Source organism: Halopseudomonas xinjiangensis (assembly GCF_900104945.1).
Lineage (GTDB): Bacteria > Pseudomonadota > Gammaproteobacteria > Pseudomonadales > Pseudomonadaceae > Halopseudomonas > Halopseudomonas xinjiangensis.
The window spans coordinates 1,240,661-1,257,997 of the sequence record NZ_LT629736.1; the positions used below are offsets into that span (position 1 = coordinate 1,240,661).

12 protein-coding genes are annotated in these 17,337 nt (G+C 60.8%); 7 read left to right on the forward strand and 5 right to left on the reverse strand.

Going from position 1 to position 17,337, the window contains the following annotated elements:
- The first annotated feature begins 87 nt into the window (after positions 1 to 87).
- Positions 88 to 1,968 carry a 5'-nucleotidase C-terminal domain-containing protein gene (locus BLT85_RS05690; protein ID WP_093392246.1) on the forward strand — a complete coding sequence of 627 codons (1,881 nt, stop codon included), beginning with the start codon at positions 88 to 90 and terminating at the stop codon, positions 1,966 to 1,968.
- 604 nt (positions 1,969 to 2,572) lie between these two features.
- Here the strand turns inward: BLT85_RS05690 and BLT85_RS05695 are convergent.
- Both BLT85_RS05695 and BLT85_RS05700 read right to left on the reverse strand, forming a co-directional pair.
- Entirely contained in the window at positions 2,573 to 4,114 is a 1,542-nt protein-coding gene (locus BLT85_RS05695; RefSeq protein ID WP_093392247.1) for a GTPase family protein, read from the reverse strand.
- Positions 4,092 to 5,204, reverse strand: coding sequence for a YcjF family protein (locus BLT85_RS05700; protein WP_093392248.1), 1,113 nt, complete (start codon positions 5,202 to 5,204; stop codon positions 4,092 to 4,094). Before BLT85_RS05700 ends, BLT85_RS05695 begins: the two co-directional genes overlap by 23 nt.
- Positions 5,205 to 5,407: 203 nt before the next feature.
- Between BLT85_RS05700 and BLT85_RS16640 the strand changes: the two genes are divergently transcribed.
- Positions 5,408 to 5,557, forward strand: a complete 150-nt coding sequence (locus BLT85_RS16640) for a hypothetical protein (RefSeq protein WP_157718136.1) — start codon at positions 5,408 to 5,410, stop codon at positions 5,555 to 5,557.
- Positions 5,557 to 6,015 carry a DUF1810 domain-containing protein gene (locus BLT85_RS05705; protein WP_093392249.1) on the forward strand — a complete coding sequence of 153 codons (459 nt, stop codon included), beginning with the start codon at positions 5,557 to 5,559 and terminating at the stop codon, positions 6,013 to 6,015. The genes BLT85_RS16640 and BLT85_RS05705 overlap by 1 nt, the downstream gene beginning before the upstream one ends.
- Positions 6,016 to 6,045: 30 nt before the next feature.
- On the opposite strand, the gene BLT85_RS05710 is transcribed toward BLT85_RS05705, so the two are convergent.
- Positions 6,046 to 6,381, reverse strand: coding sequence for a hypothetical protein (locus BLT85_RS05710; protein WP_093392250.1), 336 nt, complete (start codon positions 6,379 to 6,381; stop codon positions 6,046 to 6,048).
- Between the two features lie 285 nt (positions 6,382 to 6,666).
- On the opposite strand from BLT85_RS05710, the gene BLT85_RS05715 reads away from it, so the two are divergent.
- Together BLT85_RS05715 and BLT85_RS05720 are read left to right on the forward strand one after the other, a co-directional pair.
- On the forward strand, positions 6,667 to 7,332 hold the full coding sequence (locus BLT85_RS05715; protein WP_157718137.1) for a trypsin-like peptidase domain-containing protein: 666 nt from the start codon (positions 6,667 to 6,669) through the stop codon (positions 7,330 to 7,332).
- A gap of 176 nt (positions 7,333 to 7,508) precedes the next feature.
- Positions 7,509 to 10,451: an AsmA family protein gene (locus tag BLT85_RS05720; protein WP_093392252.1), complete on the forward strand. Its 2,943-nt coding sequence runs from the start codon at positions 7,509 to 7,511 to the stop codon at positions 10,449 to 10,451.
- A gap of 193 nt (positions 10,452 to 10,644) precedes the next feature.
- Here BLT85_RS05720 and BLT85_RS05725 read toward each other — a convergent pair whose 3' ends face one another.
- Positions 10,645 to 12,465 (reverse strand): YbhB/YbcL family Raf kinase inhibitor-like protein, encoded by a 1,821-nt coding sequence (locus BLT85_RS05725; RefSeq protein WP_093392253.1) that lies wholly within the window; start codon positions 12,463 to 12,465, stop codon positions 10,645 to 10,647.
- 191 nt (positions 12,466 to 12,656) lie between these two features.
- Between BLT85_RS05725 and BLT85_RS05730 the strand changes: the two genes are divergently transcribed.
- Both BLT85_RS05730 and xth read left to right on the forward strand, forming a co-directional pair.
- Entirely contained in the window at positions 12,657 to 13,082 is a 426-nt protein-coding gene (locus BLT85_RS05730) for an HPF/RaiA family ribosome-associated protein (protein ID WP_093392254.1), read from the forward strand.
- A gap of 69 nt (positions 13,083 to 13,151) precedes the next feature.
- Complete coding sequence (xth, locus tag BLT85_RS05735; protein ID WP_093392255.1) at positions 13,152 to 13,934, forward strand: exodeoxyribonuclease III; 783 nt, start codon at positions 13,152 to 13,154, stop codon at positions 13,932 to 13,934.
- 274 nt (positions 13,935 to 14,208) lie between these two features.
- On the opposite strand, the gene BLT85_RS05740 is transcribed toward xth, so the two are convergent.
- Complete coding sequence (locus BLT85_RS05740) at positions 14,209 to 17,337, reverse strand: multidrug efflux RND transporter permease subunit (RefSeq protein WP_093392256.1); 3,129 nt, start codon at positions 17,335 to 17,337, stop codon at positions 14,209 to 14,211.

A 17,337-nucleotide genomic window follows, 5' to 3' on the forward strand; every position in this document is an offset into this window, starting at 1 on the left:
TCTCTCTCATGAACCTTCCGTGAACGTCACGCAGCCGTAACACCCCGCACATAGCTTCAACCCATCGACAATTACAGATGGGTACAAATGATGAGCAATACATGGAAAGGGCTCGCCGGGCTGGCGATGTGTGTATCGTTGGCGGCGTGCAACAGCGACTCGGACAACGATGACGTCACTCCCGCGCCACCAGCCGAGCCGCAGCAGGCATTGTTGCTGAACATCGCCCACGTTAACGACAGCCACTCGCAACTCGAGCCCTTCAGCGGCTTTGAAGTGCAGTTGGCCGGTGAAGCAACCCAGTTGGAGCTCGGCGGCTATTCGCGAGTGACGGCTGCTTTCGCAGAACTTGAGCAAAGCCTTCCCAATCTGCTGAAGCTGCATGCCGGCGACGCCATCACTGGCACCTTGTATTACACCTTCTACAAGGGCGAAGCCGACGCGGACATGATGAACACCGTATGCTTCGATGCCTTCGCGCTCGGCAATCACGAATTCGACGATAGCGACGCAGGGCTGAAAACCTTCCTCGACTACCTCTCCGCAGGATCGTGCGACACGCCGGTCCTGGCTGCGAACGTCAAGCCCCAGGTAGGAACCCCGTTGGCACCTGCGGCGGTCGATGATTACATCAAGCCGTACGTGGTGAAGGAGATAGAGGGTGTGCAGGTTGGCATCGTCGGGCTGGACATCGCCGGAAAAACCACTAACTCATCACGCCCGTTGGACACCACAGTGTTCGAGGACGAAGTCGCCGCAGCGCAGGCAGCCATCGATACCCTGCAGGGCGAGGGAATTGAGCACATCGTGCTGCTGACCCACCAGGGCTATGAGAACGACCAAGCCATGGCTGCACAGCTGACCGGCGTGGATGTGATCGTCGGTGGCGACTCGCATTCCTTGCTGGGTGATTTCACCGAGCTCGGACTGTCGTCCTCCGGGGCCTATCCAACCCAGGCGCGCAATGCCGACGGCGAGCTGGTGTGCATTGGTCAGGCCTGGGAATACAGCAAGGCAATCGGGGTGATGAATGTTCAATTCGATACCGCCGGCATGGTAGAGAGCTGTGCGGGTCAGGCATCGCTGCTGATTGGCGACACTTTCCAGCAATCGGTTGACGGCAGCTTCGTCGCCGTGAGCGAGGCGCGTCGTGCCGAGTTGCTCAGCGCGGCCGAGGCGATCGATGGGTTGTGGGTCATTCAGCCTGATCAGGAAGCCGAAGCCATCCTTTCCGGTTACAAAGGCGAGATCGACGAGCGCAAGCAGGAGGTCATCGGCCAGGCTAACGAGTCGTTCTGCCTGGTTCGTGTGCCGGGTGAGTCGACCAATCGCAGTGCTGGCGTAGCCGGGTGCGAGTCCGCTAACACGCTGGCGCGCGGGAGTGATGCCGCCCAGTTGGTGGCCGAAGCATTTCTAGATGCCAGCCTGCGGGCGGACTTCTCGTTGCAGAATGCCGGCGGCGTGCGCATTCCGCTGGCTGCAGGCGACATCACCTTTGACACCGCTTCCACCATGCTGCCGTTTACCAACGTGCTTGTGGAATTGGACATCACCGGAGCGGAGGTTGTGGCCGCGCTGGAGGATGCTGTGGCGAACCATCTGGAAGAAGGCGGCTCGACCGGGTCACAGCCCTATGCGGCCGGGCTGCGTTGGGATCTGGACATGTCTGCCGCGCGCGGGTCGCGGTTCTCCAATGTCGAAGTGCGTAGCGATGCCGGCCTGTGGGAGCCGATCGATCTGTCTGTGACCTATGTGCTGGTGACCAATGATTTCATCGGCGAAGGTCGGGACGGGTATACCACTCTGGGTGAAGTGACCGAGGATGGGAGGTCGACCAATACCTATCTGCTGTATACGCAGAGCCTGGTCGACTATCTGCAGCGTCAGGGCAACGTGTCGCGGCCGGCACGGAGCGAGTATTCGCACCAGTCGGTGACTACCGCGGGAGGGGTCCTGTTGACGGATTGATCGGGCGGGGGCGCCGCTCCTACCGGGTGGGAGTAGGGCTGGGGTTTGTGGGAGCGTCCTTCTGGACGCGATGGGTTTTGTGCATTCTTCTTCGCGGCCAGGTCCGCTCCTACGGGGTCGGGGCTGGGTTTGGCTTGTGTAGGAGCGCACTTGGGCGCGAAGGGGTTGGTGCATTTTGCTTCGCGGCCAGGTCCGCTCCTACAGGGTCGGGGCTGGGTTTGGCTTGTGTGGGGCGCATCTGGGCGCGAAGGGGTTGGTGCATTTTGCTTCGCGGCCAAGTCCGCTCCTACAGGGTCGGGGCTGGGTTTGGCTTGTGTAGGAGCGCACCTGGGCGCGAAGGGGTTGGTGCATTCTGCTTCGCGGCCAGGTCCGCTCCTACAGGGTCCGGGCTGGGTTTGGCTTGTGTAGGAGCGCGCCTGGGCGCGAAGGGGTTGGTACATTCTGCTTCGCGGCCAGGTCCGCTCCTACAGGGTCGGGGCTGGGTTTGGCTTGTGTAGGAGCGCACCTGGGCGCGAAGGGTTTGGTGCATTCTGCTTCGCGGCCAGTTCCGCTCCTACAGGGTCCGGGGCTGGGTTTGGCTTGTGTGGGGCGCATCTACCGGGGATCAGCGGCGGGTGACGAGGCCGAAGAGGCCTTTGGCGGCCTGGCGGACGCGCTTGAACTCCTTGCTGGCAGAGAATGCACCGGCTTCGCGGCGGCGCCGGTTGAGCTGTACGTTCAGCGCCTTGTTATAGCGATCGTTGAGCAGGTCGCGCAGGGCATCGACGTTGTACTGTTCGCGCTCTGGCGATACGCAAATCGGCAGGATTTCATCCAGATGCAGTACCTCCCGGTTGAACGCCAGCGCTTCGCTGATCAGTTCAGCTTTCGGATCGGTGCTGTCCAGTTCATACGGCGGGTTCCAGTCGTTGTGGGTACCGAGGCGGTCGACCTGGTTCAGCAGACCGATGGTCGGCGGGGCCTGTACGTGAACGTGCTTCTGTCGCCACTCCTCGAAGCGTTTGCCGAATTCCTGATCGAGTTTGCGCGCGGGCTGGTTGGCGCGCAGTACCCAGAGCACCATGTCTGATTGCACCATTTCCTCGAAGAGGACCTTCTCCAGCTTTGGGTCGCCGTTCAAACCCGGCAAGTCCAATAGCCGAAGAAATGGGATGCCGTCCACCTTGCACTCGTAAACCAATCCTCGATCGGTGCTGGGTAGGGCGCTGGTTTCGGCTTGCCAGCCTTCGGTCAGTGCATTGATCACCGACGACTTGCCGGCACCGGTCTGGCCGATCAGGCAAATGCGGATCGGCTCGGGCTTCTCCGCCTGGCGCTCGTCGTCTTTCAAGGTCGCGGCGGTGAACGACAGCTCATCTTCATCAAAGCGGAAGTGGCCGCCATAGAGGTCGATCGCGGCGCGCAACACTTCCAGCAGGAGCAATCGCTTGAGCCGCTCCTGCATCTCATCGCTCAAGCCTTCGAACGACTGGCCAATCGCCTGGCTTCCTAGCTCGGCCAGCATGCCCTCTGGCGTCAGCATGCGAATCTTGCGGTATACGTTGAACACCTTTACCGCCGGTGCGAACTGATCGGCCTTCTCATCCAGCCAGAGCACATGGGATATCTTCAGATGGTCGATCCCCGGCACGTGCTCCTTGAGCGTGCGTCGATAGCGTTGCGAGAGCTTTTCGGCGATCGCCAGCAGGGCGATGGGGGAGAAGGCCCACTCGGCGTGGCGTTTGCCCTTTCCATAATAGGCTGCGACCCCCCGCGCCAATAGCATGGCGTCGTCCGGCATGGCACGCCAGGTGTCCTTGCGCTGAATCAGAGCGCTGACCTCTGGGAGCATCTCCCGCTGAACCTGGCGATCAAGCGGCGTCCAGTAATCGGGCGTTTCCATCTCTTCGATCAGTTCGGGCTCCACCGGTGGGGCACGTTTGAGCTTCCGTTTGCGGATGAAGAAGAACGGCAGCACCACGAACAGTGTGCATAGTCCGAGAAGCCCAACGAAGGTGAGGATGTAGTTGTGCCGGAAGATCGCATAGACCCCGAACAATGCGAGGACGACGATGGGTAATACCACGGCGATGAGCAGGAAAGGCGTGATCCTGTCCGAGAACTGAGCGGCCGCCCGAAAGGCCTTAACGGTTGTTTTCAGCGTCATCTTTGGCGACCGGCAGGATGTGTTCGAAGGCCTTGCGATAGACCTCCTGGAGCTCTTCGGTTGAGGTTGGCTTGCCGCTGATCTTGTTGAAGAAATAGATGCAGCCGACGCGGCCCAGCGCGTAGGTCACGCAGTAGCTGGTAACGGCCGCGGATGCTGCGCCGACAGTCTGCCCGTAAACCGGAATCAACTTGACCAGTTGCCGCAGACCGAGCCGGGAAGCGTAATGCACGCCGAAGCCGGCGCCCATGGCGCCGAGTAGTTCGGTAAGCAGCCGCCGATTCCAGGGCAAACCGTAGTGACTGGCCAGGCTGTGCAGCATCTTGGTCTGAATCGCCGGCACCGCAACCAGACCGACCATGGGGACCGCGTCGGTGGCCCCGGCGGCGCCGGCGTACCACATGATCTCGCTCTTGAATTTGCGGAAGTTCTTTTCCTCGGCCGTGTGCTTTCCTCGCCGCTCGAACAGTTCGGCAACGATCGGCAGAAAGTTGCCCAACTCATCGACCAGCCGCGTTATGCCGACTGGCTGACCGTCCCTGCCGATCAGATCGACCGGTGCGCTGCCGATGGGCCCCCAGACAGCTTCGACCGCCTGTTGATTGTGCAGGACGCACTTATCGCTTTCCTGCTTCGAATCCAGCGTGTCGATGGCTGTATGTACCAGCAGCGCGTTGCGGACTGTCCCTGAGCGCTTGATGCGCTTGAGCGCGTCGAGTAGCTCGGATTGCTCGGGGTCGTCGGCACGCATGACGATTACCAGGGCATGACTGTGGCGCGCGCAGGCGCGGATATCCTCGGTTGGGTCGTATTCGGCTTCCGATAGTCCTCGCGTGTCGAGAAAGCGCAGGACCGGCGTTTGCTGCGGAAAGTCGTACTGGGTGGCGGTTTGCGTGCACGGGCGGAAGCCCCGCCCGACTTCGATCTCGCTCAACCCGGTGAGCGCGCGAATCAACGTCGACTTGCCGGCGCCGGTCTTGCCGATCAACCACAGGGTCGGCAGGTGCTCTTCGCTGTGGCGAAAGGCAGGCTCCAGGTCTTCGGCCCGGGTAGGGTTGAGTTTTCTGTAGATGCGTTTGACCAGGCTCATGTACTTACCTTGAGGGCGCGCAGGCGCTTTTGCAAGAACCGACCGGAGGCAGCTCGGTTGGTTCGATACCCGATCACGCTTCGCGTCGACCGTACCAGAGGAATGCGACCAACAGGTTATGCACTGGATCGCCGGAAGGTATCGAACTCCCGCTGCAGAGCCGAATCGAAAGAGTGCACACCCTGTTCATTCTAGGAGGTCACATGTCCAACGATCCGAAACAACCAGCCGATTACGACGAGATGGAAGAGGGCGCACCAGAAGGTGCGGTGAACTCGGAAAATCTCGACAAGGTCGATGCCGAGAAGATCAAGAGCAATATCGACACTGACGAAAATGAGGTGCCTGGCTAGTGGATGCACGAAACGCAGTCACCGAGCCTACTGCGCAGTATGATCTGGAGCGCTTCGTAGACGCGCAGAACGGCGTCTACGAGCGTGCTCTGGCAGAGCTTCGGGCTGGTCATAAACAATCGCACTGGATGTGGTTCATCTTTCCTCAGCTTGCCGGACTGGGTCAGAGCGATATGGCTCGTCGCTACGCCATTGGCAGCCTCGACGAAGCGAAAGCCTATCTGGAACACCCTGTTCTCGGCGAACGCCTCGAGCGCAGCGCGGAAGCCTTGCTGCCCTGGGGTAACCGCTCGGCACGGCAAATAATGGGCTCGCCGGATGACATGAAGCTGCGTTCAAGCATGACGCTGTTTGCGCTCGCCGATCCACAGCGTGAGGTGTTTCGCCAGGTTCTCGAGCAGTTTTTCGGTGGGGAGTATGACCCTAAAACGCTGGCCATCCGCTCCGGAGGCGAGTAGCGGCCCGGAGCGGGTTGGCACGGAAACGTGTTACCGGGTTTCCTGAGTTTCGTGCAGTGATTTTTCCCCTGTAATGACGCCGCGCACGCCGTCGTCATCCTCTTCTTCGGCTCGTTCCCGGCGGTTTTCTTCGTCGTCCATGTTGCCTACATCATCGTAAGGGGTGATGTCTTCGGCGCCACCACCGGCGGACGGCACCTCTACCGAGCCACCCACGCCTTTCTCGCCGGGCGTTCCGCCCGCATCTTCGGCGGGGGAGTTGTGGTGTGGCATATGGTCGTCGCGCTTGTCGTCGGCGCCGGCAGTTCCGGCAAATACGAGCGTCGTGGCGAATAGCGCGGCCGATAGCATCTTCAATTCTTTCATGTGCTTCTCCTTTCAAGCGATCCTGTTCAATGGACCCCTCAGGTGAAGCGATGTTCATCTGCTCGGCGTCGTTGTGCCGGTTCATATGTCGCCCCAATCACAATATCAAGCCAGACCAAGCGAAGCGCTGAACTTCGCTTGTGGCCCTTTGTCACTATGTTGGTGGAAGGATGCCATAAGACGATTGTAAGTGGTATCAAAGTATCACTATCTCATCGATCGAGGGACGGCTTGCCAAGTTAGGAAGATATCAACTTCCGTTGAAAGCAGAACATAAGGCGAAATATGAACAAGCTTCATTTTTTGCCGGTGGCGGTATCGCTAGGATTGCTCTCAGGTTGTAACGGATTTACCCGACCTTTGCCCCCGGGGAATGACTACGCTGGAAGCCAGGCGATCTTTTCTGGCTTGCCCGCTCCCATGGTATTCATGGGCACCGCAACTCAATGGAACGACGAATATGCCGTAACCGCAGCGCATATCCCGTTTACTGACAATGTCGTACATCGCTGCAGCACTGGCTGCGATCTGGTATTTATCAAGCGCAAGGCGAAAGGCCCAGTGCCGCAATGGCGGGAGCCTGTTCCTGGAGAAGAAGTCGTTGCGGTGGGCTATAGCGGTGCGATGTTGGTCCCGGTACAGGGCACCGGGCACGCCAAGTCGACTCGGGTCCTCCTCGAAGACAAAAGTTCACAAGTTGCTTATGCCACGCACGATGCACCATTAACCGTCGGTATGTCCGGCGGCCCTTTATATGGTGCGGACAAGGCGGTATTAGGTATCAATCTTGGTTTCGGGCTCGACTATCAGTGGTACTCCGATCTGGATGACCCGAACAGTATCGGGCACTCCAAACGCAACAGTTATTATCTTTCTACCGATGTAATCCGCGCCGAATGGGAATTATTCCAACGGTCATTACCGCAAAACCAGATAACTCAAGCGCACTGATTCACCTGGGCGGCCGTTCGTGCGCCCGGTTACCGGCGGTCAGCGTTCGGATTTACTGCCGAGTTCCTTGGAACAAGCCACCTGACCTCCGGTCCATCAATCATCAGCGCAATGGCCGTTCCGGTCGCAGTTTGCAGCGCATCGCTCATCCCTTGCGGTAATGCAGGAGACTCTTCGTGGCAAAACTCGGCCGTATCCTTCTGATCGTCCTTCTGGTTCTACTGGCTTTGGTGATCGCCGCCGCGGTCGCGGTCGAAACGCGATGGGCTCGCGGCCTGATGGAAGATCAGCTCAGTCAACGCATGGAAGGTCGGGCGGTAAACATTGGCGACCTGGAGATCGACTGGGGATTCCCGCTCGGTATTCAGGCCAGCGATGTACAAATTGCTAATGCGGACTGGGCTGAGCATGAACAGCTGCTCAGTGTCGATGCGCTGGATGTCACGCTCAAGGTCGGTCCGCTGTTTCGCGGCCAGGTTGCCTTGGGCACTGTCGATCTGCAGCAACCAACCGTGCATCTGGCCCGCCGCGAGGACGGTACCACCAACTGGGATGCGCTGACTCCTGATGAAGAAAAGGAGGATAAGGAGCCGCCGGTTCAGCCGGACATCATCCGCATACGCGACGGGACATTCACCTACCGGGATGAAGCCCTGGATGCCGACATCGCTGTGACGGTGCAGACCGAGGAGAGCGAGGAGCAGCGGCAGCTTCAGGTCACCGGACGTGGCGAGTTCCAGGGAGAAACCTTCCAGCTCGACGCCCAGGGAGGTGCCCCGTCCGAGGCGCTGGAGCAGGGTTCGCGTTACCCGGTGACTATCGATGCGAGCCTCGGGGACATGCGGCTAGGGTTCGAAGGCGAATCCTTGAACATCTACCGTCTCGAGGCGCTACACGGTGATATCGAGTTCACCGCTCCGGATCAGGCCCAGCTGACCAAGCTGACGAATCTGCTGGACCAGCCCGGCCTGACTGTCCCTCCTGTGGACTTGCAGGCCGAGCTGAATCACCAGGACGAGCGATGGGCGCTTGAGAACATTCAGGCCAACGCGGGTAGCAGCGACCTGAGTGGCTCGGCTGCCGTCAGGCTGACCGACACGCCGCAGTTTGACGTTCAGCTCGATTCCGAACAGATCAATCTCAATGAATTTGGCGTAGCAGAGATGCTCGCAGAGAAGCGCGACCCCGCCAACCGCGAGCGCGGCGCGAAGGTCGGAGTGGAGCAAAGCACGGAAGAGAAGCAACAGGAGCAAGAGCAGGAGCAAGGCGGCGAAGAGCCGAGTTGGGACCAACGCATGTCCGACATGCTGGCGCCGCTGCGCGACTATGCCGGCAATGCGGATGTTCAAGTGGGCGAGCTGATATTGGGCGAAGCTCGTCTGAGCGATCTCGCACTGCAGGGTTCGCTTGAGTCGGGCAGGTTGCAGATTGATCAACTGAACGCCGCTCAGGATTCAGGCGGGCTGGGCGCGTCAGGCTGGATCGAAGCACAGGAAGACACCATCCGCGCCGACCTGACTGCCAATCTGGACCACCTGAACCTTGGTCAGGCACTGCAGCCGTTCGGAATGGAGCAGCTGGGTATCGTCGATGGTCAGCTGCACGGCGCATTCGATGGCGATGCATTGCGCATCAGCGATACCCAGCTCAGCCATGACAAGCCCGAGCAGGAGCTGCATATTCAGGCGCAGATAATGTCGCGCGAGGTCCCTGACACCGAAGCACCGGGGTTGCACGTCGAAGGTCAGGGCACGCGGCAAGGGGAAGGCTTTGAGTTCAACCTGACCATGGGCCCTTTGCTTGATCTCAAGGCGGAAGATCAACCCTATCCGGTCGAGGGCACGCTGACTTCCGGCGAAACCAGGGCAACCATCGACGGCAGCATCACCCAGCCTCTGGAGCTCAAGGCGTTCGATATTCGCTTCGACATCGCCGGACCCAACCCCGCCGAACTCAATCCGGTGACAGGGCTAAGTCTTCCCGACCTCCAGCAATATCAGGCCTCGGGGCGTATGCAACTGCAAAATCAGTTGCTGCGCGTGACCGATCTGCGAGCCACCATCGGCAAGAGCGACCTGAGCGGCGATGTACGGGTGGATTTCGACGGAAGGACGATGCTGTGGGCTACCTTGCACTCCAATCAGATCAACACCAACGACCTCATCAAAGTGGCAGAAGCCGCTGACACAGCCGACCAGCAGGACCCGGAGCAATTCAAGTCACCCGGAGAAGTGTTCGACCATGAGCCGCTGGATTTTCAGGTACTAGGTCAGATCGATGCAGAGATTCGCTACCGCGCGGATAACATCATCGCCAAGGATATTCCGATGAATGATGTAGTGCTCGATGCGAGCCTCGACGAGGGGGTTCTGCAGGTCAAGCCGCTGCGCGTTGGACTTGGCGGTGGCGATGTGAGCGTCGACGGCGAGCTTAACGCCCGGGAGCCCGCGTTGCAGGGCGATCTGAGCCTGTCGATAAAACAGGTCAATCTCACTCCATTGCTTGAAAGTGCGGATCTGCCGCAGCTGGCCAAGGACAGTGCAGGCGTGCTGGGCGGGAAGGGCAACCTGCGCTTCTCGGGTGAGTCGGTTGCCGAGTTGATGGCCGGCCTGGATGGCGTTATCGAATTAGCCATGTCAGGCGGATACCTGGATGCGCTAGCCGTCGAGGTGGTCGGGCTCGACGCAGGCGAGGCTCTGGTTTCGGCTGTGTCGGATGATCAGCGCGTACCGCTGCGCTGTACCTACGTCAAGGCGGACGCCGAGGACGGCCTGGTTACGATGGAGAATTTCTACATCAACACGGCCGACACCAACATCATTGGTGGCGGCACCATCAATCTGGCTACCGAGCAGCTGGATCTGGTAATCAAGCCGAATGCGAAGGACTTTAGTGTGCTGTCGGCCGATACCCCGGTTGAGCTGAACGGTAGCCTCGGTGATCCCAAGGTCAGTGTGTTGACCGGTAGTCTGGTTGCCAAGGGCATAGCGAGTGTAGTGGGTGCCCTGGTTGCGCCGCCGCTCGCCATCCTGCCGTGGATTGAAACAGGAACCGGGGAAGGCACCGGGCCGGGATGCCGGCAGGCATTGCAGGAGTTCCAGCAACCGCAGGAGCAGTGAGTGGGCGTGGTGTCGGCTTTGTAGGGGTGGGGCGGTGTGACTGCGAAAAAGGTTGCTCATGGCTCGCTTTCGCGCCCAGGTGCGCTCCTACACAGAGGGTCTAGTGGGGTGGTTTTTCTGTAGGAGCGGGCATGACCGCGAAAATCTTTGGAGAGTGGCGCGGGTGACTACCCGCGCCACTCTCCGCAGCCCACTAACGCTGGTAGGTTCCTATCAGTGTCCCGCTGGCCAGCACCTTGTCTCGCATCGACTCCAGCAATCTCGTACGTCCTACGCCAAACGGCAGGTTGAGCTTGCTGTTGAGCGCAAAGACGTGGAAATGATAGCGGTGAGGATTATCGCCCTTGGGCGGGCGTGGGCCGTAGTAGCCCAGCGTGCCGCGATCATTCTGCCCCTGTAGCGCGCCGTCCAGATGCGGTAGGCGAGGCATGCCGGGTACGCCGGAGGACAGCTCGGTGGTGTCCTCGGGGAGGTCATAAAGCAGCCAGTGCACGAATGGGCTGGCTGTCGGCGCGTCCGGATCCTCCATGATGACCACGTAGCTTCGAGTCCCCTCGGGGCCGGCATTCCAGCTCAGTTCCGGAGAGATGTCATCACCCTCAGCGACGTGTTCCTGGGGGATGCTGGCATCCTGGCCGAAGTCCGAAGAGCTCAGCTGCAGGTCCGGTCCGTCGTGCTGCAGCAACTCGGTAGCCAGCTTGTTCGAGGCGGGTGGACGCTGCTCGCGGTTCAGCTGTTGGTCATCGAGCATGCCGACCCACGCGCCTTCGGCATTGGTTGGCGTCAGCTCTACCGGTTCGGCAGACTGCGCCGCTTCCGGAGAATAGCTGATCCGGTAGATGATTCCGCCCTTGTCATCCGACACCAGCAGCGAGCCATCGCCGGCCTGGGCGAGGCCCGCCAGCCGGGCCGACTGTTTCCATTGGTCACCGTCCTGATTCAGAAAACCGGTCACGAACGGCTGAAAGGCGACCGGTCGGCCGCTTTCGAAGCGGACGCGCACAATCTCGTAACCAGACGGCGGCTTGCGATTCCAGGAGCCGCGCATGGCGACGAAGGCGTCGCCGCGGTATTCCTCGGGAAATTGCTCGCCACTGTAGAAGGCCATCTGCATCGGTGCCGCGTGCGGCACGTACAGGGCCACCGGATTGACGCTGCGCCGGGCCCACTGGTCATGCGTTATGCCGCCAGGCGGCTCGTCCGCCGGGTTGGGCTTGCCGTCATCGTAAATGTAGGGCCAGCCGTAACGCTGGCCCTCGCGTATCAGGTTGAGTTCTTCATGCTGCACGTTATCGCCGAGCCAGTCGGTGCCATGGTCGAAACCGTACAGGCGACCGGTCTCCGGTTCGAAGCCGAAGCCGATGGTGTTTCGCAGACCACTGGCGAAAACCTTGCGCGCCGAGCCATCCGATTTGACCTGCAGCATGGTGGCGTTTTCCGGGTTGTCTTCGCTGCAGCTGTTGCAGGTGGAGCCGACGCTCAGATAGAGCGCCTTGTCTGGCCCCACGACAAGCGTGCGGTTCGGATGCTGGCCTGCGTCAGGCAAGTCATCCAGTAGCCGTTCGAGCGGGGCGAAGCTGCCGTCTTCCTGAATGCTGGTGCGGTACAGGTTCTTGATCGTCACCAGATACACGGTGTTGCCGTCGATGGCGATGCCATGCATGTTGGGCCGGTTGGCGACGACCCGCTGTTCGTCCGCCTCGCCGTCACCATCGGTATCGCGCAGCATCAATACATCGCCCATCTCTTGCCGCGTCACATACACGGTGCCGTCGTCGCTCACCGCGATCATCCGCGGGTTGACGAGATCTTCGGCGAACCGGGTGATGGTAAAGCCGGCGGGCATGCGCAATTGCGACACCGTCTGCGACGCCTCGCCGGGCTGCAATACGTGGCCGACTACTTCCACGTCGGAAGCCTTGAGGCGCTCGACCTGCTCCTGGACCGGATCCTGGGCGAGGGCAGTGCCGCTGGCGACGAGGGGCAGAACGAAAAGAGGGCGCAGTGCTTTCATATGATGTGGCCTGTCGTGAAGATCGAGGCAGCGCTTGGCGCTGGCGGGATTACGGGCGTCATACGTGTGATAGCTCGTCTACCGGCGGAGTTCCGCTGCGCTTGGCGCTGTGAAACCATTCGGCACTCGACCTGAACCTCGGGGCTGCGACCGCCTCAAAGGTTGTACGCAGTCACCACGAGGAGATCCCTATGCAAGTTCAGGTAAACAGCAATCACATCCCAGGCAGTGTCGATCTTCAGGAATGGGTGGGTTCGACCGTGGTCGAGCGCCTCGAGCGCTATGATGAGCTGCTGACGCGGGTCGAGATCCATGTCAGTGACGAGAACGCGGAGAAGGGCGGCGCCGAGGACAAGCGCTGCCAGATCGAGTTTCGCCCCAAGGGCCACCAATCCATGTCGGTCACGCACAAGGCCGAATCCTTGTTGCTCGCGGTCGAAGGTGCCGCCGACAAGGCCCGCCACGCCCTTGATCACCTCACTGGCAAGCTCGATACGCACCCGGTTTCACCGGGCCGGATCGATGATCCCTTGCTCGACGAGCCACCGCAGGAGGTTAAGGACGCCATGCTCGAAGAGGACTTCCTCTCAAAGCAGGAGCGGCTCAACGGCGAATAAGCTCGCCAGGGCGCGGTGTGCCGTCACCGCGCCTGATTTCCTTCCGATGATCCCAACCCGAGGATGTCCGTGAGCCAGCTGAAAATCGCTACGTTCAACATCAACGGTATTCGCTCGCGATTGCCGGCCCTGCTGGAATGGCTGAAGCGAGAGGCGCCCGACATCGTCTGTCTGCAGGAACTCAAGGCCGGGGATGATGTGTTTCCCATCGATGACATTCGCGACGCGGGTTACGGTGCCATCTGGCATGGCCAGAAGTCCTGGAACGGCGTGGCCATTCTCGCCAAGGACATGGACCCGCTGCCTATCCGTCGTGGCTTGCCGGATGACCCGGATACCTCGCAAAGCCGTTATATCGAAGCTGCTGCCCATGGCATCGTTGTCGGAGGGCTGTATCTGCCCAACGGTAACCCGCAGCCAGGGCCGAAGTTCGACTACAAACTGGCCTGGTTCGAGCAGCTGATCAAGCATGCCCAGGGCCTGTTCGACTGCGGCCATCCCGTTGTGTTGGCCGGCGACTACAATGTGATCCCCACCGACTTCGATATTTACAACACCCGCTCCTGGAAAAAGGATGCGCTGCTGCAGCCGGAAAGCCGCGAATGCTATCAGCGCCTGCTCGACCAGGGCTGGGTCGACTCGTTGCGGCATCTCTATCCGGACGAGCGCATCTACACGTTCTGGGATTATTTCCGTCAGCACTGGCCGAAGAACTCCGGTATGCGCATCGACCACTTGCTGCTCAATGCCGAATTGGCGCCGCGCCTGCGCGCCGGAGGCGTGGATCGTTGGGTGCGTGATCTGCCCAAGGCCAGCGACCACGCACCCACCTGGATCGAAATAGACCTGTAGGGGCACACCCGGGCGCGAAGGGTTGCGTTGGTGGGCGCCGAGAGGTGGTTGATAACAGCGCAGATTCTTCTTCGCGGTCATGCGCGCTCCTACGGAAAAGCGCGTCGGCCTCGTCTGTAGGAGCGCACCTGGGCGGGAAGGGTTAGGCGGGCGGCGCCGCGTGCTGATTGATTAACGGCGTGGATTCTTCTTCGCGGTCATGCCCGCTCCTACGGAAAAGCGCGTCGGCCTCGTCTGTAGGAGCGCACCTGGGCGCGAAGGGGTTGGTTCGGAATCACGCGGCATCTTCCTCGGGCTGGATCTTTTTCTTGCTCAGCCAGCGGCGTACCACCAGGTAGAACAGGGGCGTATAGAACAGGCCGAGTGCAGTGGCGACGATCATCCCGCCCATTACGCCAGTGCCTACGGCAATGCGTCCGGCGGCACCAGCGCCGCTTGAGAGTACCAATGGGAGCATGCCGAGGATGAACGTCAGCGAGGTCATGAGAATCGGGCGGAAACGCATGCGTACGGCATCCATCACCGCGTCATGTACCGACTTACCCTGGGCTTCTTGCTCGATGGCAAACTCCACCACCAGGATGGCGTTCTTCGCCGATAGCCCGATGATGGTCACCAGACCGACGTTGAAATACACGTTGGCGGGCAGGTCGCGCATCATAGCGAACAGGATGGCACCTAGCGCGCCGAGCGGCACGACCAGCAGCACGGCAATTGGAATGGTCCAGCTTTCATAGAGCGCAGCCAGCACCATCAATACCATGATGAACGACAAGCCCAGCAGCAGCCCGACCTGACCGGAAGCCTGCTGCTCCTGGAACGACGCGCCAGACCATTCGTAGCCGAAGCCTTCGGGTAACTGGCTGGCAAGACGTGCCAGCTCTTCCATGGCCTCGCCGGTGGTATGCCCTCCAGCCGCGTTACCCGAGATACTCATGGCCGGATAGCCGTTGTAGCGGTGCAGCTGTGTTGGCCCCTGCGTCCATTCAACTGTCGCAAAGGAGCCGAATGGCACGTTCTCGCCTTCGTCGTTGGGAACCTTCAGATCGAGCACGTCCTGCGGCGTCATGCGATGCGGAGAGTCGCCTTGCAGCAATACCTGCAAGACGCGACCGTCAAGGTTGAAGTCATTGGCGTAGGCACTGCCGAAGGTCGCGCCGAGCGTGGCATTGACCTCGCTGATCGACAGGCCCAGCGCGCGAGCGCGGATGCGATCGATGCTGACCCGTAGCCGGGGCGCATCTTCGGCGCCTTCGGGACGCACGTTTTCGAGAATCTCGCTCTGGCTGGCCATGCCGAGCAACTGATTCCGGGCTTCGACCAGCGCGTCGTAACCGCGGCCGCCGCGATCCTCGAGCTCGAAACTGAACCCTCCTGCCACGCCCAGCGAGGGGATCGAGGGCGGGTTCAGTGCGATCACCCGGGCTTCGGCGACCTGCGACAGGGCACCCATCGCCTTGCGCACCAGAGCTGGCGCACTCTGCTCGGGCTCGGGGCGCTCTTCCCAGGGGGTAAGCCGTACGAAGGACATCGCATGGGCCTGGCCCTGGCCGAAGAAGCTGAAACCGTACACAGCCAACACGTTCTCCACTACAGGCTGGTCCTGATAGAACGCCTTGACCTGTTCCACCGCTTCGGCCGTACGTTCAATGGTTGCTCCGGGCGGCGCCTGCACGACTGTCATGACCGAGCCCTGGTCTTCCTCGGGCAGGAATGCAGTCGGCATGCGCAGAAAGAGGAAGGCGGTGAGCGCCAGCAGCGCAGCGAATCCGAGCAGGAAGATCATGGGGTGCGTCAGGACCTTCCCGACCCCGGCGTGGTACCGGGTGGTGGTTGCATCCATCAGCCTGTTGAACGGATGAAACACGCGTTCGCTTAGGCGCTTCTTGCCGCTCTCGTCGCGCGGTTTGAGCAGGGTTGCACACAGCGCGGGCGTCAGCGTCAGCGCAAGGAAGGTAGAGATGGCCACGGCGATGGACAGGGTTACCGCAAACTGCCGGTAGATTCCGCCGGTCGAGCCGGGGAAGAAGGCCAACGGCACGAATACCGCAATCAACGCCAGAGTCGTGCCGATGATGGCGGCACTGACCTGACTCATCGCCTGGACCGTCGCCTTGTAGGGCGACAAGCCTTCTTCGTCAATGAGGCGCTTGACGTTTTCCACCACGACAATGGTGTCATCTACCAGCGTACCGATCGCCAGGACCATGCCGAACAGGCTGAGCAGGTTGATGGAAAACCCCAGCAGCCATAGCCCCAGACAGGTGCCGATCAGGGTAATCGGAATGACGATGGTCGGAATGACTGTGGTCCGCCAGTTTTGCAAGAACAGCAGCATCACCAGAATGACCAGCAGCATGGCCTGACCTAGCGTCATCAACACTTGGCGGATGGACGACGAAATGAACGGTGTCGAGTCGTACGGCACGCTCCAGCTGATGTCCTCGGGAAAACTGTTCTCCAGCTCCGTCATGCGCGCCTTGACCGCGCCGGCGGTGTCCAGCGCGTTAGCGCCTGGTGACAACTGCACGGCCAGACCGGCGATGGGCTTGTCGTTAAGCTCGCTGCGGGAGGTGTAGTCCTGTGCCCCGAGTTCGACCCGGGCGACATCGCGCAGGCGAACGGCCGATCCGTCCGGATTGGCACGCAGTATGATCGAGCCGAATTCCTCCGGCGTGGTGAACCGGCCCTGGGTCTCGATCGGTGCGGTGATCTCGACGCCTTCGCTGAGCGGGGTATCGCCGATCGCGCCACCGGCGGCCTGGCTGTTCTGCTCACGGACCGCGGCGAGTACCTGGCTGGCGGACATCCCGAAATTGGCCAGCCGATCCGGATTCAGCCAGATACGCATCGCGTACGGGGTATAGAACTCGCGGATGTCACCGACGCCAGGTACCCGGCGCAGCTCATCGACGATATCCGTCGTAGCAAAATGGCCCAGCTCGAGGCTGCTGAGCGCGCCGCTTTCCGAGCGGATGGCGATAATCAGAAGGAAGCTCGAGTTTGCCTGGTAGACGCGAATGCCCTGGCGGCGGACTTCTTCGGGCAGACGCTGTTCAACGCGACTGAGCCGGTTCTGGACATCCATCTGCGCGGCGTCGATGTCGGTGCCCGGTTCAAGCGTCAGTTCGATTTGCGCGCTGCCGTTGGAGCGGCTGGTCGAATCCATGTACAGGTAACCTTCGACGCCGTTGAGTTCCTGCTCGATCACCTGCGTGACGTTGGTTTCCAGCACCTGTGCGTCGCCGCCGGGGTAGGTGACGTTGATGTTCAACGCCGGTGGCGCGATCTCCGGATACTGCTCTACCGGGAGATCCTGCAGGGCGATCAGGCCGCCGAGCAGAATGCCCAGTGCGACGACCCAGGCCAGTACCGGGCGACGAATGAAAAAGGCTGGCGACAT

Bases quoted from the DNA above. Each gene is read 5' to 3' on its own strand.
- BLT85_RS05690 (WP_093392246.1), top strand. From the start codon at position 88: ATGATGAGCAATACATGGAAAGGGCTCGCCGGGCTGGCGATGTGTGTA.
- BLT85_RS05695 (WP_093392247.1), bottom strand. From the start codon at position 4,114: ATGACGCTGAAAACAACCGTTAAGGCCTTTCGGGCGGCCGCTCAGTTC.
- BLT85_RS05700 (WP_093392248.1), bottom strand. From the start codon at position 5,204: ATGAGCCTGGTCAAACGCATCTACAGAAAACTCAACCCTACCCGGGCC.
- BLT85_RS16640 (WP_157718136.1), top strand. From the start codon at position 5,408: ATGTCCAACGATCCGAAACAACCAGCCGATTACGACGAGATGGAAGAG.
- BLT85_RS05710 (WP_093392250.1), bottom strand. From the start codon at position 6,381: ATGAAAGAATTGAAGATGCTATCGGCCGCGCTATTCGCCACGACGCTC.
- BLT85_RS05715 (WP_157718137.1), top strand. From the start codon at position 6,667: ATGAACAAGCTTCATTTTTTGCCGGTGGCGGTATCGCTAGGATTGCTC.
- BLT85_RS05725 (WP_093392253.1), bottom strand. From the start codon at position 12,465: ATGAAAGCACTGCGCCCTCTTTTCGTTCTGCCCCTCGTCGCCAGCGGC.
- BLT85_RS05730 (WP_093392254.1), top strand. From the start codon at position 12,657: ATGCAAGTTCAGGTAAACAGCAATCACATCCCAGGCAGTGTCGATCTT.
- BLT85_RS05740 (WP_093392256.1), bottom strand. From the start codon at position 17,337: ATGTCGCCAGCCTTTTTCATTCGTCGCCCGGTACTGGCCTGGGTCGTC.